The 24,455-nt window shown below is 56.9% G+C and carries 20 protein-coding genes; 19 read left to right on the forward strand and 1 reads right to left on the reverse strand.

Features of this window, described 5'->3' with window-relative positions; translation table 11 throughout:
• The first annotated feature begins 4 nt into the window (after positions 1 to 4).
• The 4 genes from ABNF92_RS00320 to ABNF92_RS00335 all read left to right on the forward strand — a co-directional run bounded on the left by ABNF92_RS00320 (position 5) and on the right by ABNF92_RS00335 (position 4,782).
• Positions 5 to 1,219, forward strand: coding sequence for a patatin-like phospholipase family protein (locus ABNF92_RS00320; protein ID WP_349343107.1), 1,215 nt, complete (start codon positions 5 to 7; stop codon positions 1,217 to 1,219).
• Positions 1,220 to 1,314: 95 nt separating this feature from the next.
• The gene (gene prmB / locus ABNF92_RS00325; protein ID WP_349343108.1) at positions 1,315 to 2,217 is read left to right on the forward strand and encodes a 50S ribosomal protein L3 N(5)-glutamine methyltransferase; all 903 of its coding nucleotides are present in this window, start codon (positions 1,315 to 1,317) and stop codon (positions 2,215 to 2,217) included.
• A gap of 37 nt (positions 2,218 to 2,254) precedes the next feature.
• Complete coding sequence (aroC, locus tag ABNF92_RS00330) at positions 2,255 to 3,349, forward strand: chorismate synthase (RefSeq protein WP_069183530.1); 1,095 nt, start codon at positions 2,255 to 2,257, stop codon at positions 3,347 to 3,349.
• A gap of 260 nt (positions 3,350 to 3,609) precedes the next feature.
• A complete protein-coding gene (locus tag ABNF92_RS00335; protein ID WP_349343109.1) occupies positions 3,610 to 4,782 on the forward strand; it encodes an MFS transporter in 1,173 nt (390 codons plus the stop codon).
• 3 nt (positions 4,783 to 4,785) lie between these two features.
• Here ABNF92_RS00335 and ABNF92_RS00340 read toward each other — a convergent pair whose 3' ends face one another.
• The gene (locus ABNF92_RS00340) at positions 4,786 to 5,658 is read right to left on the reverse strand and encodes a LysR family transcriptional regulator (RefSeq protein ID WP_349343110.1); all 873 of its coding nucleotides are present in this window, start codon (positions 5,656 to 5,658) and stop codon (positions 4,786 to 4,788) included.
• Positions 5,659 to 6,078: 420 nt separating this feature from the next.
• Here ABNF92_RS00340 and leuC point away from each other — a divergent pair, with 420 nt between their 5' ends.
• The 15 genes from leuC to ABNF92_RS00415 all read left to right on the forward strand — a co-directional run bounded on the left by leuC (position 6,079) and on the right by ABNF92_RS00415 (position 24,450).
• Positions 6,079 to 7,497: a 3-isopropylmalate dehydratase large subunit gene (gene leuC, locus ABNF92_RS00345; protein WP_349343111.1), complete on the forward strand. Its 1,419-nt coding sequence runs from the start codon at positions 6,079 to 6,081 to the stop codon at positions 7,495 to 7,497.
• Between the two features lie 16 nt (positions 7,498 to 7,513).
• On the forward strand, positions 7,514 to 8,161 hold the full coding sequence (leuD, locus tag ABNF92_RS00350; protein WP_069183533.1) for a 3-isopropylmalate dehydratase small subunit: 648 nt from the start codon (positions 7,514 to 7,516) through the stop codon (positions 8,159 to 8,161).
• A 124-nt stretch (positions 8,162 to 8,285) separates the two neighbouring features.
• The gene (leuB, locus tag ABNF92_RS00355) at positions 8,286 to 9,359 is read left to right on the forward strand and encodes a 3-isopropylmalate dehydrogenase (RefSeq protein WP_069183534.1); all 1,074 of its coding nucleotides are present in this window, start codon (positions 8,286 to 8,288) and stop codon (positions 9,357 to 9,359) included.
• Between the two features lie 129 nt (positions 9,360 to 9,488).
• Positions 9,489 to 10,604 (forward strand): aspartate-semialdehyde dehydrogenase, encoded by a 1,116-nt coding sequence (gene asd, locus ABNF92_RS00360; RefSeq protein ID WP_222464568.1) that lies wholly within the window; start codon positions 9,489 to 9,491, stop codon positions 10,602 to 10,604.
• A gap of 314 nt (positions 10,605 to 10,918) precedes the next feature.
• Positions 10,919 to 14,206: a FimV/HubP family polar landmark protein gene (locus ABNF92_RS00365; protein WP_349343112.1), complete on the forward strand. Its 3,288-nt coding sequence runs from the start codon at positions 10,919 to 10,921 to the stop codon at positions 14,204 to 14,206.
• A 106-nt stretch (positions 14,207 to 14,312) separates the two neighbouring features.
• On the forward strand, positions 14,313 to 15,221 hold the full coding sequence (gene truA / locus ABNF92_RS00370; RefSeq protein WP_349343113.1) for a tRNA pseudouridine(38-40) synthase TruA: 909 nt from the start codon (positions 14,313 to 14,315) through the stop codon (positions 15,219 to 15,221).
• Entirely contained in the window at positions 15,218 to 15,847 is a 630-nt protein-coding gene (locus tag ABNF92_RS00375) for a phosphoribosylanthranilate isomerase (protein WP_291908820.1), read from the forward strand. Before truA ends, ABNF92_RS00375 begins: the two co-directional genes overlap by 4 nt.
• A 4-nt stretch (positions 15,848 to 15,851) precedes the next feature.
• Positions 15,852 to 17,048 (forward strand): tryptophan synthase subunit beta, encoded by a 1,197-nt coding sequence (gene trpB / locus ABNF92_RS00380; RefSeq protein ID WP_069183709.1) that lies wholly within the window; start codon positions 15,852 to 15,854, stop codon positions 17,046 to 17,048.
• Positions 17,049 to 17,067: 19 nt separating this feature from the next.
• Positions 17,068 to 17,880: a tryptophan synthase subunit alpha gene (trpA, locus tag ABNF92_RS00385; protein WP_069183540.1), complete on the forward strand. Its 813-nt coding sequence runs from the start codon at positions 17,068 to 17,070 to the stop codon at positions 17,878 to 17,880.
• 46 nt (positions 17,881 to 17,926) lie between these two features.
• On the forward strand, positions 17,927 to 18,853 hold the full coding sequence (accD, locus tag ABNF92_RS00390) for an acetyl-CoA carboxylase, carboxyltransferase subunit beta (RefSeq protein WP_069183541.1): 927 nt from the start codon (positions 17,927 to 17,929) through the stop codon (positions 18,851 to 18,853).
• Positions 18,837 to 20,144: a bifunctional tetrahydrofolate synthase/dihydrofolate synthase gene (gene folC, locus ABNF92_RS00395; RefSeq protein ID WP_349343114.1), complete on the forward strand. Its 1,308-nt coding sequence runs from the start codon at positions 18,837 to 18,839 to the stop codon at positions 20,142 to 20,144. The genes accD and folC overlap by 17 nt, the downstream gene beginning before the upstream one ends.
• Positions 20,145 to 20,287: 143 nt before the next feature.
• Entirely contained in the window at positions 20,288 to 20,959 is a 672-nt protein-coding gene (locus ABNF92_RS00400) for an SPOR domain-containing protein (RefSeq protein WP_209397220.1), read from the forward strand.
• A 91-nt stretch (positions 20,960 to 21,050) separates the two neighbouring features.
• Complete coding sequence (locus tag ABNF92_RS00405; protein ID WP_069183544.1) at positions 21,051 to 21,620, forward strand: CvpA family protein; 570 nt, start codon at positions 21,051 to 21,053, stop codon at positions 21,618 to 21,620.
• Between the two features lie 34 nt (positions 21,621 to 21,654).
• Positions 21,655 to 23,181, forward strand: a complete 1,527-nt coding sequence (purF, locus tag ABNF92_RS00410) for an amidophosphoribosyltransferase (RefSeq protein WP_069183545.1) — start codon at positions 21,655 to 21,657, stop codon at positions 23,179 to 23,181.
• 27 nt (positions 23,182 to 23,208) lie between these two features.
• The gene (locus tag ABNF92_RS00415) at positions 23,209 to 24,450 is read left to right on the forward strand and encodes an O-succinylhomoserine sulfhydrylase (RefSeq protein ID WP_349343115.1); all 1,242 of its coding nucleotides are present in this window, start codon (positions 23,209 to 23,211) and stop codon (positions 24,448 to 24,450) included.
• Positions 24,451 to 24,455: the final 5 nt, after the last annotated feature.

Below are 24,455 nucleotides of genomic sequence, written 5' to 3' on the forward strand. Positions count from 1 at the left end.
GGTCATGGGCCCATCAAAGGACGACGATAAAGAGCAGAAGGACAAGCCCCCAGAGCATGATCCTCAGGATAATGTTTCCAAGGTTCTCAAAAGTTCGGATGTTTCTTCCACACATGCACCGGCCAATCCTGAAAAAGGGGATGACAGAAACAAGCCTCGCAAAACCGTCGCTCTGACGCTGGGAAGTGGCGGCGCCCGTGGGTATGCCCATATCGGTGCCATAGAAATTCTGGTAGAGCGTGGCTACGACATTGTTGCCATCTCTGGCTGCTCCATGGGCGCATTGATAGGCGGCATGTTCGGGGCCGGCAAGATGCAGGATTACAAGGACTGGGTCACGGGATTGGGCCAGTTTGATGTCCTGAAACTGCTGGACGTTACTTTCAATTCTGTTGGTGCTATTCGCGGAGAGAAGATCTTTTCGGTGGTCAGGGAAATGCTGGGCGACACCCGGATCGAGAACTTGCCTATCGCTTTTACCGCTGTTGCCACCGATCTGCTTGCCCACAAGGAAATCTGGTTCCAGGAAGGCCCGTTGGATCAGGCCATTCGCGCCTCAGTAGCTATTCCAAGCGTTGTCACGCCGCTGGTTCTCAACGGCCGGGTTCTTGTTGACGGGGCCTTGCTCAATCCGCTGCCGATCATCCCAACCATATCGTCCCACGCCGATATGATCGTGGCGGTTAACCTCAGCGGCGAGGATGACCGTAGACGGCGAATTCCGGACGCCGCATTCGCGCCCGCGGGGGATGATCACACGGACATGGACGAGTGGGTGGATACGATCCGCGAGAAAGCATCGCGTTGGTTCGACTGGGACACCCTAAAATCCCTGACGGCCCGAAAGCCGGACAACGGCGACAGCCCTGAAGAGAAAATCAGCCGAGCGGTGCATAAGAAAGAACATCAGAAGCAGCACGACAAGAAACCAACTGACAAGAAGAGTCAGGAAGAGCACGAAACCATCGATTGGGACAAGCTTGGCATTGGGAAATTTGATGTGATGAACCTCACCATCGAGACGATGCAGAGTGCGTTGGTGCAGTACAAAATTGCCGGATACCCACCCGATTTGCTGGTCAATATCCCCAAGAATGCCTGTCGGAGCTATGATTACCACAAAGCGCCGGAATTGATTCAACTGGGCAGGGAGCGAATGGCAGCTGCCCTGGATCGGTACGAGGAAAGCCGTAACAGCTCTGGCCCTTTGGCGATCTGAGGCAATTGGCGACAGCCGTTGCGCGTGGGCTGCAGTTGGGCGGATAAACAGCGTATAATCCTGCGCTGACACGCTCTCGCACAGGATTTATGTTTGTGACCATCCCCATTGACGACCTTCACAGCGTTCGGGATTACCTTCGCTACGCCTCCTCAAAGTTTGCCGCTTCGCCTCTGTTTTTCGGCCACGGAACGGACAACGTCTGGGATGAGGCGGTTCAGCTGGTCATGCGTAGCCTGCATCTCCCTCTGGAAAACAACACCCTGTTCCTGGATGCCCGCCTGACCCGCGAAGAGCGAGAGGTGATTCTGGAGAGGATTGACCGCCGGGTAAACGAACGAGTGCCATTGGCCTACCTGTTGGGAGAGGCCTGGTTCATGGGCATGCCGTTCCATGTGGACCAAAGGGTACTGGTGCCGCGCTCTCCCATTGGTGAGCTGATTGAAAACGGTTTTCAGCCCTGGCTGGCGGATAAGCCGGTTGAACGGATCCTCGATCTCTGTACGGGAAGCGGCTGTATTGGCATTGGTGCTGCATCCGTTTTCATCGAAGCGGAAGTGGACCTCTCGGACATCTCCGCCGATGCGCTGGAGGTGGCGGAATCGAATATTGAAATGCACGAAGTCCGGGGACGGGTTCGTACCGTACAGTCGGATGTCTTTGAGAATATAAAGGGCCGTTACGATATCATCGTAAGCAATCCGCCTTATGTTGATGCGGAAGATCTGTCCGGCATGCCGGATGAATACCGCCATGAGCCGGAACTCGGCCTTGCCGCAGGCAAAGATGGGCTGGATATCGCCCACCGTATTATTGCCGATGCGGCTGACCATCTTACCCCTGGTGGACTTCTGGTTGTTGAGGTTGGTAACAGCTGGGTGGCAATGGATGAGGCCTATCCTGATCTTCCGCTGACCTGGTTGGAGTTCGAGAATGGCGGTGATGGCGTCTTTCTGATTACCGAACCGGACCTGCGTCAGTGGCAGGCATCCAGTTAATCTGAATTCTCAATAAAGCTGAGCAAGATACTGAATTATGTCGGGAAATTCTTTCGGAAAACTGTTTACGGTCACCTCATTCGGAGAAAGCCACGGGCCTGCATTGGGGTGCATTATTGATGGCTGTCCTCCCGGGCTCGAGCTCTCTGAGGCAGATATGCAGCGGGATCTTGATCGCCGCAAGCCTGGCACCTCCAGGCATACCACCCAGCGTCGGGAAGCCGATGAGGTAAGAATCCTGTCCGGTGTTTTTGAAGGTAAGACCACAGGCACTCCGATCGGTCTGGTGATCGAGAATACCGACCAGCGTTCCAAGGATTATTCCAAGATATCCGAACAGTTCCGACCGGCTCACGCCGACTATACCTACATGCACAAGTACGGAGTTCGGGATTACCGCGGTGGTGGTCGTTCGTCTGCCCGGGAGACTGCCATGCGTGTGGCTGCCGGCGCGGTCGCCAGGAAATTCCTGGAGCAACGTCTCGGGATTCGGATTCGTGGCTACCTGTCTCAATTGGGCCCTATCAAGGCCGAAAAACTGGATTGGGAGCAGGTTCATCAGAACCCGTTTTTCTGCCCGGATGCGGACAAGGTTGCCGAGATGGAAGCCTACATGGATGCACTCCGTAAGGAGGGGGATTCCATTGGTGCCCGGATTAACGTGGTTGCCGAGGGCGTGCCGCCAGGGCTTGGCGAGCCGATCTTTGATCGTCTGGATGCAGATCTGGCCCATGCACTCATGAGTATCAATGCCGTGAAGGGCGTGGAGATTGGCGCTGGATTTGATTGTATCGAGCAAAAGGGCACCGAGCACCGGGATGAGATGACACCCGAGGGCTTCCTCTCGAACAATGCGGGTGGTGTGCTGGGCGGCATTTCATCGGGCCAGCCCATTGTGGCCAGTATTGCGCTTAAGCCCACATCGAGTCTGCGGTTGCCGGGGCGGGGTATTGATGTGAACGGCGATCCCTGTGAAGTGATCACCACCGGGCGGCATGATCCCTGTGTTGGTATTCGGGCAACGCCCATCGCCGAGGCTATGATGGCCATTGTGTTGATGGACCATTATCTGCGACACCGTGGGCAGAACGCCGACGTGTCTGTTTCTACGCCGGTGATTGGGCAGCTCTAAGTTTGCTTTTTAAGGTTTGGTGAAACTGCTGTGGCGGGCTCTATTGCCCAAAAAACGCCCGTAAATACGTCCCTGTAGGGCTTGGTCGCGCCATCCCTGGCGCTCCACATTTTTGGGCAATAGAGCCCGCCACACCAGCCTGACTCTAGTGATGCTCTCATGTTCGGCTCTGAAGGTTCGGTCACCGTCCATGTAGGTCGGATTAGCCAAAGGCGTAATCCGACAGCACACCAAGGCACTGCCGTTGCGAATCTGATTCTTTGGTACCGATAAGAGGTTTCGTTATCTACTGGCGCCTTTCCAACCTCTATTTCTGGTTCTTCGCTCTCCTTGGTGGGCTCCTGCCATACTGGTCCCTTTACCTCGAAGGCCAGGGATTTTCCTATCTCCAGATCGCCACCCTGATGGCGACGATCCAGCTAACCAAAATTATTGCACCCAGTGTCTGGGGCTGGTTAGGCGATAAAACCGGACAACGGGTTCGTCTGGTCCGGTTCGGCGCCATTACCGGTTCGTTGTTCTTCGCCGGTGTGTTCATGGAACCGGGGTTCTATGGGTTGCTGCTGGTGATGCTGGCGTTCACGTTTTCCTGGAATGCCATTCTGCCGCTATATGAGGTGATCACCCTGCGAACCCTGGGCGAGCAGAAGGAAAAATACGGGCGGGTTCGGCTTTGGGGCTCGGTGGGGTTTATCGGAGCGGTAGCTCTGGTTGGCGGATTGTTGGAAATGGTGCCGATTCAGAACCTGCCATGGCTTTTGCTGCCGGTATTTGCGGGCATTGCGGTGTCAGCCTTCCTGGTGCCTGCCGAGCGGGGCGAACGAAAGCCGCCGGCACCGAAGGGGAGTCTGAAAGCCATCGTCACGCACCCGGCGGTGGTGACCTTCTTTATGATGAACTTCCTCCTGCAGGTATCCCATGGTGCTTATTACACCTTCTTCAGCATTCATCTGGAACAGCACGGATACAGCAAACTGTCGATCGGTCTGTTGTGGTCTCTGGGTGTTTTTGCAGAGATTGCGCTGTTTCTGGTGATGCATCGGTTAACTCGCATTTTTACGGTGCGCCAGATTGCGGTTGGCGCTCTGACATTAACCATGATCCGCTGGATCTTGATTGCCGAGGTCACCGATGTTGTTGTCGTGCTGCTGTTCGCACAGCTGCTGCATGCGGCGTCTTATGGCGCATTGCATGCGATTTCGGTTCAGTACATCCAGGGCTTTTTCGGCAAGCATCATCACGGCCAGGGGCAGGCCCTTTACAGCGGCCTGACGTTTGGAGCTGGCGGCGCACTGGGTGCCTGGCTGTCGGGGTTTCTGGTGGATGGCTTCAGCACCTCGGCGGCCTTTTGGGGTGGTGCTGCCGCCATGGCAATTGCAATCGTGATCACTTGGCGAGGCCTGCGGCCGCCACCCGGGCCTGGTGAGGGTTGAAGTTCAGGCATTCTCTTCTTCCTGAACTATTTCCAGCAGTGCCCGGGCAGCGTTGCTGAGCTGCCGCCCGGAGAGACCAATTCCACCAAGCACCCTCGAAACTCGCTTGCCCACCTCAAGCACCCTCAGGCTGTCATCAACCATGCGCAGGGGAAGAACACTCCAGCCCAGGCCAACGCTGGTCATCATTTTGATGGTTTCCAGGTAGTTGGTTGGCATCTGCGGATTCAGGTGTAGATTCGCTTCCAGAAACAGCCGGCTGACCACCCGGTATGTTGCGGTGCTGGTGTCCGGTAAAAGTGCAGGGTGGCCTGCGAGACCTGACAGTCCCGGGCGCTTTAGTGACGCCAGAGGATGCTCAGCACCGGCCACGAATACCATCTGGTCTGGCCATTGGGCGAAAACATGAAAACTGGGTTCCATGCTGTCGCTGAGTGTCACAAACGCGAGCTCGGCGTTGCGTTTTCGCATCTGTTCATAGGCGGCGTCGGATTCCATGAATTGCAGGTTGATGGACACCTGAGGGTATTCCCGCTTGAACCGTCGGAGCCAGTTCGGCAAATGGTGCAGGCCGATATGGTGGCTCGCGATAATCTGAAGCTCACCCTCCACTTGCCCGGAGTCCGGCGACAACGCAACCCGGGCATTGTGGATTTCATCCAGTATTCGACGCGCATGCGGCAGCAGCCGGCTACCAGCATCGGTCAGCCGAATCTGTCGGTGGCTCCGGTCGATTAGGCTGGTGCCAAGCTGGTTTTCCAGTGCCGCCAGGCGTTTGGAGATGGCCGGCTGTGTCAGGTGCAGGGTTTCTGCGGCTTCTGAGAAGGAGCCCTGGTCGACGATTGTCAGAAAAGCTTTTAATGCGTTTGAGTCCACGGAAGGGTCCTCTGGCCTGGAGCTTGGGAGCAGGTTGCCTGGAGTGGCAAACCTCCCAAAACACGCCCGTAAATGCATCCCTGTAGGGCTCGGTCGCGCCATCCCTGGCGCTCCACGGTTTTGGGAGGTTCGCCCCACCAGGCGCCCCCGGCATTATTGCGGGCTGCTCAATTGTCTGGGGAGCGGGTTGGGACAGCACTTTCAAAACCGTGGAGGGCCAGGGATGGCCCGATTCGAGCCCACATGGATGTGCTTGTAGGCGTGTTTTGAAAGTGCTGTCCCAACCCGGGACCTTCACCGAAGTATAACCAAAAAGGATGCCAAAGATAAAAAACATGAATTGAGGTTATCCGGCTTCAGGCGGTAAGATATCAGCATCAAACTTTAGAACCAGAAACCCCCAGAGAGTGAGAGAGAACCATGGCGGGCAAGACCTTATACGACAAATTGTGGGACGATCATCTCGTCAAACAGCGCGATGACGGCTCGGCGTTGATTTACATCGATCGCCAGTTGCTGCACGAAGTGACATCACCTCAGGCATTTGAAGGCCTGCGGCTGGCTGGACGGAAGCCATGGCGGATCGATGCCAACATTGCGACGCCGGACCATAACGTGCCCACCACGGATCGCGACCGCGGTGTCGAGGGCATTGTAGACCCGGTTTCCCGAATTCAGGTGGAAACGCTGGACAAGAACTGCGACGAGTTCGGAATTCTTGAGTTCAAGATCAAGGACCAGCGCCAGGGCATTGTGCACGTGATCGGGCCCGAACAGGGTGCAACCCTGCCAGGGATGAGCATCGTTTGTGGCGATTCCCACACCTCTACCCACGGCGCCTTTGGTTGCCTGGCTCATGGTATTGGTACCAGTGAGGTTGAGCATGTGCTGGCCACCCAGTGTCTCGTCCAGAAGAAGATGAAGAACATGCTGGTGAAGGTAAACGGCAAGCTGGGGCCTGGCGTTACCGGTAAGGATGTCGTGCTGGCGATCATCGGTAAGATCGGGACTGCCGGCGGCACTGGTTACGCAATCGAATTCGGCGGCGAGGCCATTCAGGGGCTGAGCATGGAAGGGCGGATGACCATCTGCAACATGTCCATCGAGGCCGGTGCACGGGTTGGTATGGTCGCGGTTGATGACACCACCATTGAGTATGTCCGCAATCGTCCATTCGGGCCCGAGGGTGAGCAATGGGACGCTGCGGTTGAGTACTGGCGCACCCTGCACAGCGACAGCGATGCGGTCTTCGACAAGGTTGTCGAGCTGGAAGGCTCGGAAATCCAGCCGCAGGTGAGCTGGGGTACGTCACCGGAAATGGTGGCAGGAATTGATGGCAAGGTGCCTGATCCGGAACAGGAATCCGATCCGATCAAGCGGGAAGGCATTGTTCGCGCTCTCAAGTACATGGGTTTGCAGCCCAATATGGCAATTACTGACATCAAGTTGGACCGGGTGTTTATCGGCTCCTGTACCAACAGCCGGATTGAAGACCTGCGCGAGGCAGCCGCCGTGGTCAAAGGCCGCAAGGTCTCTCCGATCCTGAAACAGGCCATGGTGGTGCCGGGGTCCGGGCTGGTAAAAGCCCAGGCGGAGCAGGAAGGGTTGGACAAGATCTTTATCGAGGCCGGTCTGGAATGGCGTGATCCGGGCTGCTCCATGTGTCTGGCCATGAATGCCGACAAGCTGGGGCAGGGTGAACATTGTGCCTCTACCTCCAACCGGAACTTCGAGGGTCGGCAGGGCTTCGGTGGGCGAACCCACCTGGTAAGCCCGGCGATGGCTGCCGCTGCCGCGGTAACCGGGCATTTCGTTGATGTCCGTGAGCTGATGAACTGATCCACAGGAGAGAACCATGCGCGCATTCAAGCAACATCAGGGCGTTGTCGCCCCCATGGACCGTTCCAATGTGGATACGGACATGATTATTCCGAAGCAGTTTCTGAAGTCCATCAAGCGCACCGGCTTTGGTCCGAACCTGTTTGATGAGCTGCGATATATGGATGAGGGCAAGCCGGACCAGGATTGCTCCACCCGACCGATCAATCCTGATTTTGTCCTGAATCAGGATCGGTACAAGAACGCCAGTGTACTGTTGGCGCGGCGTAACTTTGGCTGTGGGTCCAGCCGGGAGCACGCGCCGTGGGCGTTGGAAGATTTCGGTTTCCGGGTGATCATCGCCCCGAGTTTTGCCGATATTTTCTATAATAACTGCTTTAAGAATGGGCTGTTACCCATTGTTCTTCCTGAGGAAGTGGTCGACCAACTGTTCAAGGAAGTCGAACAGAGTGAAGGCTATCAACTGGCGGTCGATCTGGAAGCGAGAACCGTGACCACACCAGCCGGGGAAACCTTCACGTTTGAGGTGGATGATTTTCGTCGTCATTGCCTGCTGAACGGCCTCGACGACATTGGGGTCACTCTGGAAGATGCGGAGTTGATCCGATCTTACGAGGAAAGCCGCCGGAAGACGGCGCCCTGGTTATTTGGCGCTGGCAGCTGATCTTAGTGTCGGATTACGCTGGCGCTAATCCGACCTACCTGTCATCTCGCAGGAATACCCGAAAACGTAGGTCGGATTTGCCGGAGGCATAATCCGACATTGAGGAATCGAACAAGGAAACAAAATGTCCAGAACAATCCTGATGCTCCCAGGCGACGGTATCGGCCCGGAAATCGTTGCCGAAGCGGAAAAGGTACTTCATAAGATTAACGATCAGTTCAATCTCGGTTTGAGCTTCGAGTCCGGCCTCGTGGGCGGCGCGGCGATTGATGAGGCCGACACGCCGCTGCCGGATGAAACCCTTGAGAAGGCAACCAGGGCCGATGCGATTCTATTGGGCGCTGTTGGCGGCCCCCAGTGGGACAGCCTGCCGATGGCTAAGCGCCCCGAAAAAGGCCTGTTGGGCCTGCGCTCCAACCTTGAGCTCTTCGCCAATCTGCGCCCGGCCATTCTTTATCCGCAGCTGGCCTCAGCCTCTTCCCTGAAGCCCGAGGTTGTTTCCGGTCTGGATATCATGATCGTCCGCGAACTGACCGGTGGAATCTATTTCGGTCAGCCTCGTGGCGTGCGTGAGCTTGAGAGCGGTGAACGCCAGGGCTACAACACTTACGCCTACACCGAATCGGAAATTCGTCGTATTGGTCGCGTTGCCTTTGAGGCCGCCCAGCAGAGGGGCAAGAAACTGTGCTCTGTGGACAAGGCCAACGTGCTGGAAGTAACTGTTCTGTGGCGCGAAATCATGAACGATTTGCGCCGGGAATATCCGGATGTCGAGCTGTCTCATATGTATGTGGACAATGCCGCCATGCAACTGGTCCGCGCACCGAAGCAGTTTGATGTGATTGTGACTGGAAACATGTTTGGTGATATTCTCTCGGACGAAGCGGCTATGCTCACGGGCTCCATTGGCATGTTGCCATCGGCGTCGCTGAACTCGGAAAAGCAGGGTATGTATGAGCCCTGCCACGGGTCTGCGCCGGATATTGCCGGCCAGGGTATTGCCAATCCGCTGGCCACTATCCTCAGTGCCGCCATGATGCTGCGGTACAGTCTGAATGAGGAAAAGGCCGCTGAAGCTATTGAAGCGGCGGTCAGCAAGGTTCTGGATCAGGGGCTGCGTACTGCGGACATCATGTCCGAGGGCGCGAAGAAGGTCTCAACCCGGGAAATGGGTGAGGCGGTTCTGGCAGCGCTGTAAAGCCGAGGCCCCGGCCAGTGTATTTGAGACCCGACGGCAACGGGACGCAGTTGCCGCGGGATCATCCATCCTGTCCCTGCCAGCGATAAAGGTAGAGGGCGGGCATAAAACGAGGTCTAAAGATCGCACATGAAGCGAGTTGGACTTGTAGGTTGGCGTGGCATGGTGGGCTCGGTCCTCATGCAGCGCATGCGTGAAGAAAACGATTTCGCCGACATCGAACCGGTGTTTTTCACCACTTCCCAGGCTGGCAAGCCTGCACCGGACGTAGGTAAGGAAGACGTTCCGCCTCTTCAGGACGCATTTGACGTCGAGATTCTGAAAACGATGGATGTGATCGTGACCTGTCAGGGTGGCGATTACACCGGTGCGGTTTATCAGAAGCTGCGGGACGCCGGTTGGGAAGGCTACTGGATAGATGCAGCCTCCACGCTCCGGATGGTCGACCATTCCGTGATTGTTCTGGATCCGGTCAACCGTAACGTGATTGATGCTGCCCTTGAGAAAGGCGTCAAGGACTACATCGGTGGCAACTGCACCGTGAGCCTGATGATGCTCGCCCTTGGTGGCCTGCTGGAGCAGGATCTGATTGAGTGGGTCTCACCCATGACCTACCAGGCGGCTTCCGGATCTGGCGCACAGAATATGCGCGAGCTGCTGAACCAGATGGGTGAGCTCAATCAAAGCGTGAAATCCGAGCTGGATGATCCGTCCTCTGCGATCCTGGAGATCGACCGCAAGGTAACCGAAACCATGCGTTCGGATGGCTTCCCGACCGAGCACTTCCAGGTGCCCCTGGCGGGCAGCCTGATTCCGTTTATCGACAAGCAGCTCGACAACGGAATGAGCAAGGAGGAGTGGAAAGCGGGTGTTGAGACCAACAAGATTCTTGGTCGCTCCGATAACCCGATTCCCATTGATGGTATCTGTGTGCGGATCGGCGCGATGCGCTCCCACAGCCAGGCGCTGACCATCAAGCTCAAGAAGGATCTGCCGGTTTCTGAAATCGAATCGATCCTTGCCAAAGCGAACGACTGGGTGAAGGTCATCCCCAATGATCGCGATGCGACCATCGAGGAACTGACCCCGGCGAAGGTGACAGGCACATTGAGCGTGCCGATTGGCCGCATCCGTAAACTGACCATGGGACCGGAGTACATTTCTGCGTTCACCGTGGGCGACCAGTTGCTTTGGGGTGCCGCTGAGCCACTTCGTCGGATGCTCCGGATCCTTCAGGAGCGTTAAAAATTGTTACACAGAGGCAATAAATGCCAACTGTGTCCGGTTTCAGTGAACCGGTAATGGGGCGGAGGCTGATTTCAGCCTCCGCCCCTGTTATTTTCAAGAGCGCTAGGTAGTTCCGCGCGATTGATAAAAAAATGGTACAAGGATTGCGGCTGATTGATTGATAAAAGAGGTTTTATCAACAATACTTGCCGGACTGAAAATTAAAAAGAACTCATAATAACGAGAATGATCCAGACGGAAGTCATCCAACCTCGTCCGATTCTGTTTGAAAGAGAGCAGTAACGAATAACGGAGACTGGAAAGGAAAAAGCATGAAGGTACGCAAGCTTGCGGTTGCCCTGGCTCTGGCGGGAGGGCTCGGATCCGGCGTCGCACAGGCCCTGGGGCTGGGTGAAATTGAACTTCAGTCCTATCTGAACGAGCCACTGGATGCAGAAATTGTTCTGCCCCAAAGCCGTGGCGTCAATCCAGCGGACGTGTTCGTCAACATTGCTTCGGAACAGGCATACGAGCGGGTGGGGCTGGATCGCAACCAGTTTCTCAGCAAGCTTCGTTTCCAGGTGGTAACCGGCAACGATGGCAGTCTCATTGTCAATGTCTCCTCCCGGGAACCACTCAGGGAACCGTACCTGAACTTCCTGCTTGAATTGACCTGGCCAAGCGGCCGGTTAATGCGGGAATACGCGGTGCTTGTGGATCCGCCTGTCTACGCGGAAGAGTCTGGCGTGCAGGAGCAGGTCAGTACTCCAACAGTCAGTACGACTCGGGCAACCAGTCAGCCGAGCACCACCCGAAGTGCCGAGTCAGTGCGTCGTCAGGAACAGGCCGAGCGCTCCCTCAGCACTGGATATCAGGCCAATACCTTCGGGCCCACCGGTGCTTCGGACACTCTCTGGACCATCGCTTCCCAGGTACGTCCTGACAACAGCGTTTCCATGCAGCAGGTCATGCTGGCAATCCAGGACCTCAATCCAGACGCTTTTATTGGTAATAACATTAACCGCCTGAAGCGCGGTGAAGTCCTGCGAGTGCCCTCTCTCGATCAAATCCAGAGCCGGACCCGTGCTGAGGCGACCCGTCTGGTTGCCCAGCAGAATGAAGCATTCCAGGCTCCCCAGCGTACGGTGGACGCAACCGCTCAGCGGCAACCAGAACCTTCAGCTCAGCAAGAGGCTGCTGCCGGTGGCGATGAACTGAAACTGGTGGTCTCCGAGGAAACCGGCACCGAGTCGAGCGAAAGTGGCTCTGCGGGCGGTGACAGCGAACTGCCCGGCGGTGTTGATGCGGGCACTGCAGTCGCAATGGAAGAGCTTGAAAGCGCCCGTCGCGAAAATGACGAGCTGAACAGCCGCGTAGAGGATCTTCAGGATCAGGTTCAGACCCTTCAGCGGCTGCTTGAGCTGAAGAACACTCAGCTTGCTGAAATGCAGCAGGCAACCGGCGCCGAACCTACTGAGCCGGCCGAGTCACTTGAAGGTGAGGTTGCGGATTCGGCAGCCGACGAAACGATGGCTTCGGAAGGTACCGGAGCAGCAGACGAGGTTTTTGAGGGCGAAACACCGGTAGCCGTTGATGCCGACATGACGGATGGTGAGACGGTAGAGGCCGAAGGTTCTGCCGAACCTGCAGAAATGGCTGAGTCTGATGCCATGGCTGATGAAACCGGCACCACGGCCGAGCAGGGTGAATCAACTGATGAGCAGGCAATTGCGGAGGCTGGCGAAGCTCCTGAAGAGTCAGCGATGGCAGGTGCAGAAGAGCCGGCTAGTGCGGAAGCTGATGAACCTGTTGAGGAAACGGGTGCTGCAGCGCCAGCTGCGTCGGAGCCAGATCAGGCACAGGAGCCTGCACCCAAACCGGCACCCCAGGCACCCGCGGCGGATAAGGGCTTCCCGGGTAATGTCATTGATGCCATTACCGGTAATCCGATGTATCAGATTGCCCTGGGTGGCGGTCTGATTCTTCTTCTACTGCTGCTTCTGTTGCTTGCCCGTCGCAATGCAAACCGGGAAAAGGCGTTTTATGAGCAGCTCAACAGTGAAGCTGACGAGGGAACCGACTCGTTCGACCTGAGCCTGGATGAGGAGGATCAGGAATCGGCCGCAGGCGATGCCCTTGCCGAAGCGGATTCCTACATAGCCTATGGCCAGCATGATCAGGCGGCGCAAACCCTGGAGACTGCAATCTCTCGCGAGCCCAGCCGTACTGATCTGCGCCTGAAGCTTCTGGGTGTCTATGCAGACACTCAGGACCGCGATTCCTTTGAGAAGCAGTTCGGTGAGATTGAGGCGTTGGAAGACGACGAGGCGCTGACAAGTGCCAACGAACTGCGGGCCCGGTTGGAGGAAGCCGAGTCGATGCCCAGCATCGATGATCTCGAATCGCAATTGCGTTCGGATTCCTTCGCCACCTCTTACGACTCGGAAGACACTGGTGAAGAGCCGGAAGAAACGCAGGATAAGCCGGAATCCGAAGAGCTTCTTGCAGATCAATTCGATTCCGAGCGCGAAGAGCCTGTCGAGAATGAATTCGGTGACTTCGACTCTGATCTATCCGAGACTGCCCTTTCCGATTTCGAGCTGAATGAATTCGACGAGCAGGAGACTGCCGAGGCTTCCGAAGGTGAAGAGGCTGAAGGCGGTAAGGAAGAGAGCCCCGACGACATGATCGAATACGATCTGTCTGGCCTCGAACTGGAGTCTGATGAAGAAAAGGCTGAGGCTGAAGACGCCTCGGAACTGGAAGAATCCGGTGATTGGGACCTGTCTTCCGAGTTCGACGAGAGTACTGAAGAGTCATCTGTTGCAGAACAGGGGCTTGGTGAATCCGAAGAAGACCTGAGCCTGGATCTCGAAGAGGGTGATCTCGCCGATAGCGATCTGTCTGAGGAGCAATCAACGACCGAGCCGGAAGCGTCGACTGAAGAGCTTGCAGAGTCGGATGCTGAGGCGGACATTGATTCACTGGACGAATCCTTCCTGGATGAACTGGACGCCGAACTGGACAAGGTCGCCGGCGAAGAAGACGAGCTCGGCGGCAGCGAGATTGAAGAATCTTCGCTGGACGATCTTGAGCTTGATGTCTCTGACGAAGATCTGGCCCTGATGGAGGAGTTCTCCGACTCTGCAGATTCGGCCAATCCTGAGGAAACTGAAGAAGCGTCTCTCGACGAAGAGCTTGGTCTTGAAGATGCCCTTGCTGAGGGCGATGCGGACGAAGCCAATCCAGAGCAATCTGTAGAGGGTGCCGAGGAACTCGAACAGCAGGGCATCACCGAGGAACTGGAAGAATCTGACGCCGCGGCAAGTGACGAGGCAACTTCGGAAGAAGACCTGGATCTGCCGGTGGCTTCCGATGAAGTTTCTGATGGATCAGGTAAATCACAGACCGCTGATATTGAAGAAAGCGAACTCGGTGACGAAGATGACTTTGATTTCCTCGCAGGCACCGACGAGGCGGCCACCAAACTCGATCTTGCACGGGCATACATCGAGATGGGTGATGCTGATGGAGCCCGCGATATCCTTGAGGAAGTTGCACTGGAAGGAAACGAAGATCAGAAAGCGGAGGCGCAGGACCTCCTTAAAAATCTGTCCTGATTCGTTATAATCTGATCTGACAGGCAGCAAGCGCCGGCTGCCGGGTAAACACCCGGCAACAAGCCGGCGTTTTGTTTTTACAGCAACACTCTTTCCGGATTCACACTTGTTTCTCGAAACCCAGCAACTGACTACGGATAATGCCATCGGGGCAGGGCGTGTCGCCCTCGCGTTTGAATATGATGGGCGAGGCTTTCATGGTTGGCAGCTGCAGAAATCCGGCGTCCGTTCGGTGGAAGCGGAACTGACAAAGGCTGTAGCGAGGGTTGCGGATCATCCGGTCGAGCTGGTGTGCGCGGGGCGAACCGATGCCGGCGTCCATGCCAGTTATCAGATAGCCCATTTTGATACCCCGTCGGTGCGTAATCTCCGTTCCTGGGTAATGGGAATCAATACTGCTTTACCCGAAGACATTTCAGTTCATTGGGCCGGAAATGGCATTGGCGATTTTCATGCCCGGTTTTCTGCCACGTACCGGCGTTACCGATACATCATTTATAACCACCCCGTGCGCCCCGGCATTCAAAGAGGGCAGGTTAGCTGGACATTTCGTTCCCTCAATGCCGAGCGCATGCATGATGCGGCGCAGGTACTTGCCGGGGAACATGATTTCTCCTCCTTTCGGGCCGCCGGCTGCCAATCCCGGACGCCCATCCGGTTTCTCGAGCGGATTACGGTAACCCGGAAACAGGACTTTGTCGTAGTAGACGTGCAGGCCAATGCCTTTTTGCACCACATGGTCCGGAACATTGCCGGTGCCCTCATGGCCGTTGGTTCTGGAAAAGAGCGACCGGAGTGGATTCATGAGATACTGGTTGCCCGGGACCGGACAGCTGCGGGTGTCACCGCGCCTCCCCATGGTTTGTACCTGGTCGATGTGGGCTATCCCGAGGAGCGCGGGATACCAGCAGCAGAATGTGGGCCGGGGTTTCTGCGGCCATGGTTCACCAAGGCCGAAAACAGCCCGGTCAGACCAACGCACATCCATGTCAAGCAGCGGGTTCCGAGCCAATGAGTACAAGGGTTAAAATTTGCGGCCTCACCCGTCCCGAGGATATTGATGGTGCTGTTCAATCCGGCGCCGACGCCCTGGGCCTGGTGTTCTATGAGCCCAGCCCCCGGTCCGTGACTGTGGAGCAGGCCGTGGAACTGGCAAAACGCGTTCCGGCGTTTGTGTCGGTCGTGGGGCTATTCGTAAACCCCAGCCAGCAGTTTGTCGAGAGTGTTCTGGAACAGGTGCCGCTAGACTTGCTGCAGTTCCATGGCGACGAAGAGGCCGGGTTTTGTGGCGGCTTTGGACGCCGTTGGATCAAGGCTATTCGGGTTCGTGAGGCCGGCCAGATAGAAGCCGCGTTTGACGAGTTCCGGAATGCTTCTGGTTTGCTGGTAGACGCCTGGGATCCTGACCGGTATGGCGGAACAGGAATGTCGTTCAACTGGGACCTGATTCCCGACCATCGGCCACTCCCGATCGTATTGGCCGGTGGGTTGTCATCTGATAACGTATCTGCCGCTGTAGAGCAGGTGAAACCCTGGGCTGTGGATGTCAGTGGCGGTGTTGAGCAGGGCAAAGGTATCAAGGACATCCAGAAAATTTCTCATTTCATTAAAGAGGTTCACCGTGTCTGTAAAACTGACTGAAGAAATGCTGAGCGCACTGCCGGACGCGCGGGGTCACTTCGGGGCCTTTGGTGGGCGATTTGTTTCCGAGACCCTGATGGATTCCCTGATGACCCTCGAGAAAGAATATGCCCGCCTGAAGAAGGATCCGGAATTCCAGGCGCGGTTCGACAAAGAGCTCGCCGATTATGTTGGTCGGCCAACGCCGCTGTATTTCGCCGAACGTCTTAGCCGTGAAACCGGTGGCGCCCAGATCTGGCTGAAGCGCGAAGATCTCTGTCACACGGGCGCTCACAAGGTGAACAACACCATCGGCCAGGCCCTGCTTGCAAGCTTTCTCGGCAAAAAGCGGATCATCGCTGAAACCGGCGCCGGCCAGCACGGTGTTGCCACTGCCACGGTCTGTGCTCGTCTGGGTCTGGAGTGTCATGTGTTTATGGGTGCGGAAGATGTCCAGCGCCAGTCCCTGAACGTGTTCCGTATGAAACTTCTGGGTGCAACCGTGCATGCCGTGGAAAGTGGCACCAAAACCCTGAAAGATGCCATGAACGACGCCATGCGTGATTGGGTGGCCAATGTGGACGATACCTTCTACATCATCGGCACCGTTGCAGGCCCGCATCCTTATCCTCTGCTGGTCCGGGATTTCCAGTCCGTGATCGGTCGTGAAACCCGCCGCCAGGCACTGGAGAAAACCGGGAAACTGCCAGACGCGCTGGTGGCCTGTGTGGGTGGTGGCTCGAACGCAATCGGGATGTTCTATCCGTTCCTCGCTGACGAGTCAGTCAAAATCTATGGTGTTGAAGCGGGCGGCCTTGGTATTGATACCGGCAAGCACGCAGCGCCCCTGTGCGCCGGTCGCCCGGGCGTGCTCCATGGCAACAGAACCTACCTGATGGAAGACGAGAACGGCCAGATTGCGGGCACGCATTCAGTGAGCGCCGGTCTCGACTATCCGGGTGTGGGGCCAGAGCACAGCTGGTTGAAGGATATTGGCAGGGCAAGCTATGTGTCAGTCACTGATGATGAAGCCATGGAGGGATTCCGGAAGCTGACCCGTGTGGAAGGCATCATGCCTGCTCTGGAAACGGCTCACGCTGTCGCATACGCCATCAAACTGGCTGCGACCATGGACAAAGACCAGACCGTCGTGATCAACGTTTCCGGCCGCGGAGACAAGGACATCAACACTGTTGCCAAGCTTGAAGGCATCGAGATCTGAAGAATTAACAGGAGCAGGCATGAGCCGAATTGAAGGGGTCCTCAAGGCCCTGAAAGGACAGGGTCGCAAGGCACTTATTCCCTACATTACCGCCGGTGACCCTCATCCCGATGTCACGGTTGATCTGATGCATACGCTGGTGAAAGCAGGTGCCGATATTATCGAGCTCGGTGTTCCTTTCTCCGACCCGATGGCGGACGGGCCGGTTATACAGCTGGCCTGCGAGCGGGCATTGGTTCATGGCACCTCCTTGCGACAGGTGATTGCCATGGTCAAGGAGTTTCGCAAGACGGATGATGCCACCCCGGTGGTTCTGATGGGTTACCTGAATCCGATGGAAGCCATGGGGTACGAGCAATTTGCCGACGCCGCCAAGGAGGCCGGCGTGGATGGGATCCTGACCGTGGACCTGCCGCCAGAGGAGGCTGACGAGGTTGCCCCGCTGTTTACCCAGCGAAATCTCGACGCCATCTTCTTGCTCGCACCGACCACGACCGATGACCGGATCCGTGCAATCAGTGAGCACTCATCCGGTTATGTGTACTATGTTTCTATCAAGGGTGTGACAGGTTCCGCCACCATCAACGTGGATGAGGTCGCTCAGAAAGTGAATCATATTCACGAGCTGACCGCGCTTCCCGTGGGTGTCGGCTTCGGCATTCGCGATGCGGAAACGGCTGCCGCCGTGGGTCGGGTATCCGATGGTGTAATTGTTGGCAGTGTCCTGGTCGATACAATAGCCAGAAATCAGGCAGATACCGACCAGCTCAAGCGGGCATTGACGGATCTGCTCCACCCGATGCGTGAAGCACTGGACAGTCTCGCCTCCTGATTAGAGAGGAGCGGGGCAAACAGGCGTCAAAGGACAGGATGAGACCATGAGTAACTGGCTGGACAAGATCATGCCGAGCAAGATTCGCTCGGAATCCAAGCAGAGAACCGGAGTGCCGGAGGGGCTGTGGAAGAAATGCCCCAAATGCGGCGCCTTTCTCTACAAGCCGGAACTTGAAAAAAACCTGGATGTTTGCCCCAAATGCAATCACCACCTGAGGGTGACGGCCCGCCGTCGTCTGGACGTTTTTCTTGATCCGGATGGTCGGGAAGAGATTGCTGCCCAGCTGGAGCCTTGGGATCGTCTGAAGTTCAAAGACAGCAAACGCTATAAGGATCGTCTGTCCCAGGCCCAGAAAGGTACCGGTGAGAAAGACGCTCTGGTGGCCATGAAAGGCACCACACTTGGCGTGCCTCTGGTTGCTTGCTCCTTTGAATTCGGTTTCCTGGGCGGCTCCATGGGCCAGGTTGTTGGTGAAAAATTCGTCCAGGCTGCCAATGTTGCCCTTGAAGAAAGAATTCCTCTGGTCTGTTTCTCCGCCAGTGGTGGTGCCCGGATGCAGGAAGCCATCCTGTCGCTGATGCAGATGTCGAAAACGGCGGCGGTCCTTGAGCGGATGAAACTGGAGGGGATCCCCTACATTTCGGTAATGACCGATCCCGTGTTCGGTGGCGTTTCCGCCAGTCTGGCCATGCTGGGTGATCTCAATATTGCCGAGCCGAATGCATTGATTGGTTTCGCCGGTCCGCGAGTCATCGAACAGACCGTGCGTGAAAAGCTGCCGGAAGGGTTCCAGCGCAGTGAGTTCCTGTTGGAGCATGGCGCGATCGACATGATTCTCCATCGTCACCAGATGCGTGAACGTATTGCCCACGTGCTGGCCAAGTTCACTGGCCAGGAACGTCCGGGAACCGAAGAGCCCATCGAGTTTGAAGTGACGGAAAAGCCTGAAACCGATGCCCCCGCCGAGTAACCCTTCTGCCCAGCCCCCGGCTTCACCGGGGGCTGGCGCCACTGTTGATCAGTGGCTTGCCTACCTCGAAGCGATACACCCAACAGAGATTGACCTCGGCCTGGATCGGGTGCTCGTGGTTATGCGCCGGCTTTTCCGGCGAAAGCCGCAAGCCCGGATCATCACGGTGGCCGGCACCAATGGCAAAGGCAGTGCTGTGGCCGCTACAGAAGCGCTTTTGCGCGCCGCCGGTCGTCGTGTCGGAGCCTATACCTCGCCTCACCTCCAGCGCTATAACGAACGGGTGCGCCTCAATGGTGACGATATCTCCGACGACGCACTGGTGCGGGCCTTTGAAGCGGTTGAAGCCGCCCGCGGCAATGTGTCGCTGACTTATTTTGAATTCGGGACTCTCGCTGCGTTTGTGGCTTTTGCTGACTCAGGCCTGGACGACTGGGTCCTTGAAGTTGGCCTGGGCGGACGACTGGACGCGGTCAATGTTCTGGATGCAGATTTCGCCATACTGACATCGGTGGACATCGACCACGTTGCTTTTCTTGGCGATAACCGGGAAGTCATCGGTTTTGAGAAAGCAGGGGTGCTCCGACCGGGGATTCCGGCGATCTATGCGGATACCGATCCGCCGCGGTCGGTGCTTCAGCAGGCGGCGGCCCAGAAGGTCCGGTTAGCGATGTTGGGGCGGGACTATCAGTTAAGTTCAGAACCGCAGTCTGGTTCCGGGTTTCCTGAGGTGATTCTGGACTATGAAAACCAGCCGGTACGCCTGCCGGCAGGGCCCTTGCCGGTCAAAAGCATGGCGGCGGCCGTCGTTGCTGTGCGGCAGCTTGAGCCGGGTCTGTCGGTTTCCGCCATTGAGCAGGTGCTCGGAAGTCTGAGCGTTCCCGGCCGATTTGAGCGTCTGGGATCTTCCCCGGATGTTTATCTGGATGTCGGGCATAATCCCCATGCCGCAGAATGGTTGGCCGGACAACTGAATAGCCTGAAGTCCTCTGGCCGGCGAGTCCATGCGGTCTACGGTGCCCTGGCAGACAAAGACGTGGAAGGTGTCGGAAAAGCAATGGCTGGTGTGGTTGATGCCTGGTATCTATCCAGTCTCAAGTTGCCGAGGGGGCTGTCTGCCCATGATTTGCAGGCACGGTTGGCCAACGCCGGTATCGCTGATGCCTCGGCTTTCGAGTCCGTAGGTGAGGCCCTCGAGTCAGCTTTGTCAGCCTGCAGTCCCGAGGATATCGTGGTCGTTTTCGGCTCGTTCTTCACGGTCGCAGAGGGTCGCGAGATTCTGCTTCGCTGAAGAATCAGGCCGAAGCCAGGCGAAACCCCCTTAAACTTTGTCCATGGCAGCGGGTAGCACTTTGAGTTCCGGCTTTCGGGCAGTTAGTATCTGCGGATAGGTGCCTCTCGGGGCGCAGTCATAACAGTTGGGAGCCTTACGACGTGGATGGACTGAAACAGAGAATAATCGGGGCGCTGGTCCTTGTTTCCCTGGCGGTTATCTTTGTTCCCATGCTCTTCGATGAGCCTCATTCCGAGCGCACTTCCACCACCATAAAGATTCCAGAGGAACCGCCATTTCCCGAGGTTGAAGCACCTGAATCCGGGGTGGAACCCCCACCATCTTACGGCCTTGAAACCAGCGAAGGCGGTGTAACGATACCGGCTGTCGAGGAAGAAAGCGCCGATTCGCTGGGGTATCGGATCCTTGAGGAATCCCCGGGCGAGGAGACAGCCTCCGGGGATGCACCATCGTCCGAAAGCCCGCAGTCCCAAGCCAGCACGTCTCAGGAGCCGTCCAGCGCTTCCGCCGAGACCGACAATCAAGCCTCGGAGAGCTCTGCCACGGAAACCGCTGAGTACGAACGATCCCTGGAAGGCGCCTGGGTGGTTCAATTGGGAAGCTTCGGCAATTCCGATAATGCCCGCCGGCTCAGAGACCAGGTGCGAGAAAAAGGCTATGGCTCCCACCTGCAGGAAGTTGTTCGGGGCGATACCACGTTAACCCGGGTATTCAGTGGTCCCTTCGCATCCAAATCCGAAGCTGAATCTGCCAAGAGGGCTCTGGACGATGCCTTTGGGCTCAATAGCCTGGTCACCTCCGGCGAAAAATAACGCTCGGGGTCCGGTTAATGTGTGTCTGGCGGTTTGGCGAGCAGGGGTTTCCTGATAGAATTCGCGCTTCCTTTTCTCCACCGGGTTTTCAATGGAAGCGCTGATCTGGATTGACTGGGTCATTATCGCCCTCATTACAGTTTCCACTCTCATCAGTCTGAAACGGGGCTTTGTTCGGGAAGCGCTGTCGCTGGTGACCTGGGTGGGCGCGTTTATCCTGGCCAGAACCTTCCACCCCCAGATGCAGTCTCTGCTGGAAAGTACGGTTGAAACGCCACTTGTCCGGCTGATCGCTGCCTTTGCCATACTCTTTTTTGGAACCCTTATTGTTGGCGCCATCATCAATAACATGATTGGCCATCTGATCAGGGCCACTGGGCTGTCGGCCACTGACCGGGTACTCGGTATGGGGTTTGGACTTCTGCGCGGTGTGGTGGTGGTGATTGTGGCCATTGCGTTTACGCGGTATACGCCGCTGGCACAGGACACCTGGTGGCGAACCTCAATTATCATTGATCGCCTGGCCGTGGTGGAAGATTGGTCCAGACGGACCCTGGGCGATGAATTTGCACGCTTTCTGGGGCCTGCACCGGAAAACGCGCTGGAACCGGAACCCGTTACAGAGCAGGAAGGCGTGGAACCTGCGTCCGCGTCCCGCTAACATTCAGTTTTAACACTCGGAGATACCTTTATCCATGTGTGGCATTGTCGGCATCGTCAGTACTTCCAACGTCAATCAGTCGCTCTATGATGCGCTGACTGTACTTCAGCACCGGGGCCAGGACGCGGCGGGCATTGTGACATTTCAGGATGATCGGTTTTTCCTGCGCAAGGATAATGGCTTAGTGCGGGATGTATTCCATACCCGGCACATGCGCCGGCTGGTGGGTAACGTGGGCATCGGCCACGTGCGCTATCCGACAGCGGGCAGTTCCAGTTCCGCTGAAGCCCAGCCGTTTTACGTAAACAGTCCCTACGGCATTACCCTGGCCCACAACGGCAACCTGACTAACGCGGATGATCTGAGCAAGGACCTGTTCCGGACCGATCTGCGGCACATCAACACCAACTCCGATTCGGAAGTTCTGCTGAATGTGTTTGCCCACGAGCTGCAGAAGCTCGGCAAGCTCGACCCGACCAAGGACGAGATTTTCTCCGCAGTGAGAGCCGTTCACAAACGCTGCCGGGGTGCCTACGCCGTGATTGCCATGATCACCGGTTACGGCATTGTGGGCTTCCGTGATCCGAACGGCATACGTCCTGCCTGTTACGGCGAGCGCACGTCCGAAGATGGCCGCAAGGAATACATGATTGCCTCGGAAAGCGTTGCCCTCAATGCGGCAGGTTACACACTGGTGCGGGACATTGCGCCGGGTGAGGCGGTCTACATTGAAACCGACGGCACGCTATATACCCAGCAATGCGCCGAGCAGCCCCACCTGTACCCGTGCATTTTCGAACATGTGTATTTTGCCCGCCCGGACTCCATTATCGACAAGGTGTCGGTTTACAAAGCCCGTCTGCGCATGGGCGAGACCCTGGCCGAGAAGGTGCTTCGCGAGACGCCGGACCACGACATCGACGTGGTGATGCCCATACCTGATACCAGTCGCACCTCAGCCATGCAGATGGCCCACCGTCTGGGCGTGAAATTCCGGGAAGGCTTCATCAAGAATCGCTATATCGGGCGGACGTTTATCATGCCTGGCCAGAAAATGCGTAAGAAATCGGTGCGCCAGAAGCTGAACCCGATCGATCTGGAGTTCCGTGGCAAGAATGTCATGTTGGTGGACGATTCCATCGTGCGTGGCACCACCTGCAAGGAAATCGTGCAGATGGCCCGCGATGCCGGTGCTCGCAAGGTCTATTTTGCCTCTGCGGCACCCCCCGTTCGCTACCCGAACGTCTACGGGATCGATATGCCTTCGGCCAGTGAACTGATCGCCCACGATCGCACCGTTGAGGAAATCCGTGAACTGATCGGGGCCGACTGGCTGCTCTATCAGGATCTGGAGGATCTGGTAACCTGTGTCAGTGATGTCAATGACGACATCGAAGGCTGGGAATGTTCCGTGTTTACCGGCAACTACGTAACCGGCGATGTTGATGCAGCGTATCTGAACCGTCTGGAAGAACTGCGTAACGATGACAAACGTTTCAAGAGCGCCGGCGCCACATCTGGCGATAACGGTATTATCGATCTGTACAATGACGAAGACTGAAAGAGCCGTAGCAGGCAGGAGTAGTTGATGACCTTTCGCCGTGAAGAGACTGTCTGGATTCCCGAGTCGGACCTTGATGGTATGTCGGTGGACACACTGGCAGTGAGGGCAGGGCAGATCCGCACCGGGCAGCTCGAGCACAGCGATGCCATTTTCCCTACGTCCAGCTTCGTCTATGGCAGTGCCGCGCAGGCAGCGGCGCGATTTGGCGGTGATGAGCCGGGCAACATCTATTCCCGATTTACCAATCCGACGGTCCAGGCTTTCGAAGGCCGGATTGCCGCCATGGAAGGTGGAGAGCGGGCAGTTGCTACCGCCTCCGGTATGGCCGCGATCCTGAGCACCTGCATGGCGCTGCTGCAGAGCGGCGACCATGTAATCTGCTCCCGGGGTGTATTCGGCACCACCAACGTGCTGTTCCAGAAATACATGGCCCGTTTCGGAGTCCAAACCACGTTTGTCAGTCTGACGGACATGGAAGAGTGGCGGGCGTCGGTGCGCCCCGAAACCCGGATGCTGTTCATTGAAACGCCATCCAATCCCCTGTGCGAAGTTGCAGATATGGCGGCCCTCGGGCAGCTGGCCCGGGATAACGACGCGCTTTTCGTGGTGGATAACTGTTTCTGTACGCCTGTGCTTCAACGTCCGCTGGAGCAGGGCGCGGATATCGTGATCCATTCGGCCACCAAATACCTCGATGGCCAGGGCCGCTGTGTCGGCGGTGTTGTGGTCGGGTCCGGGAAGATGATGGAAGAGATCTATGGCTTCCTTCGGTCTGCTGGTCCCACCATGAGTCCCTTTAACGCCTGGGTGTTCCAGAAGGGTCTGGAAACCTTACCAATTCGTATGCGCGCCCACTGTGACAATGCGTTAGAGTTGGCGCTGTGGCTGGAGCAACAACCGGCGGTTGAACGTGTGTTCTACGCCGGTCTGCAGAGCCATCCCCAACATGAGCTGGCAAAAAAGCAGCAAACCGGGTTTGGCGGAGTGCTGTCATTCCAGCTCAAGGGCGCGAGGGAAGAGGCCTGGGCCTTCATTGATGGCACCCGAATGATTTCTATCACAGCAAACCTGGGTGACGTCAAAACCACAATTACGCACCCGGCTACGACCACTCACGGGCGCTTATCGCCGGAGGACAAGGCGCGGGCCGGGATTACGGAAAACCTGATCCGGATTTCCGTGGGCATCGAAGCTGTCGAAGACCTGAAAACCGATCTGGAGAGGGGCTTCCAGGCGCTTCGCAACGCAAGCACCGATAACGTCTGAGCATT

The sequence above is a fragment of the Marinobacter sp. MMG032 genome (genome assembly GCF_040112695.1).
GTDB lineage: Bacteria > Pseudomonadota > Gammaproteobacteria > Pseudomonadales > Oleiphilaceae > Marinobacter > Marinobacter salsuginis.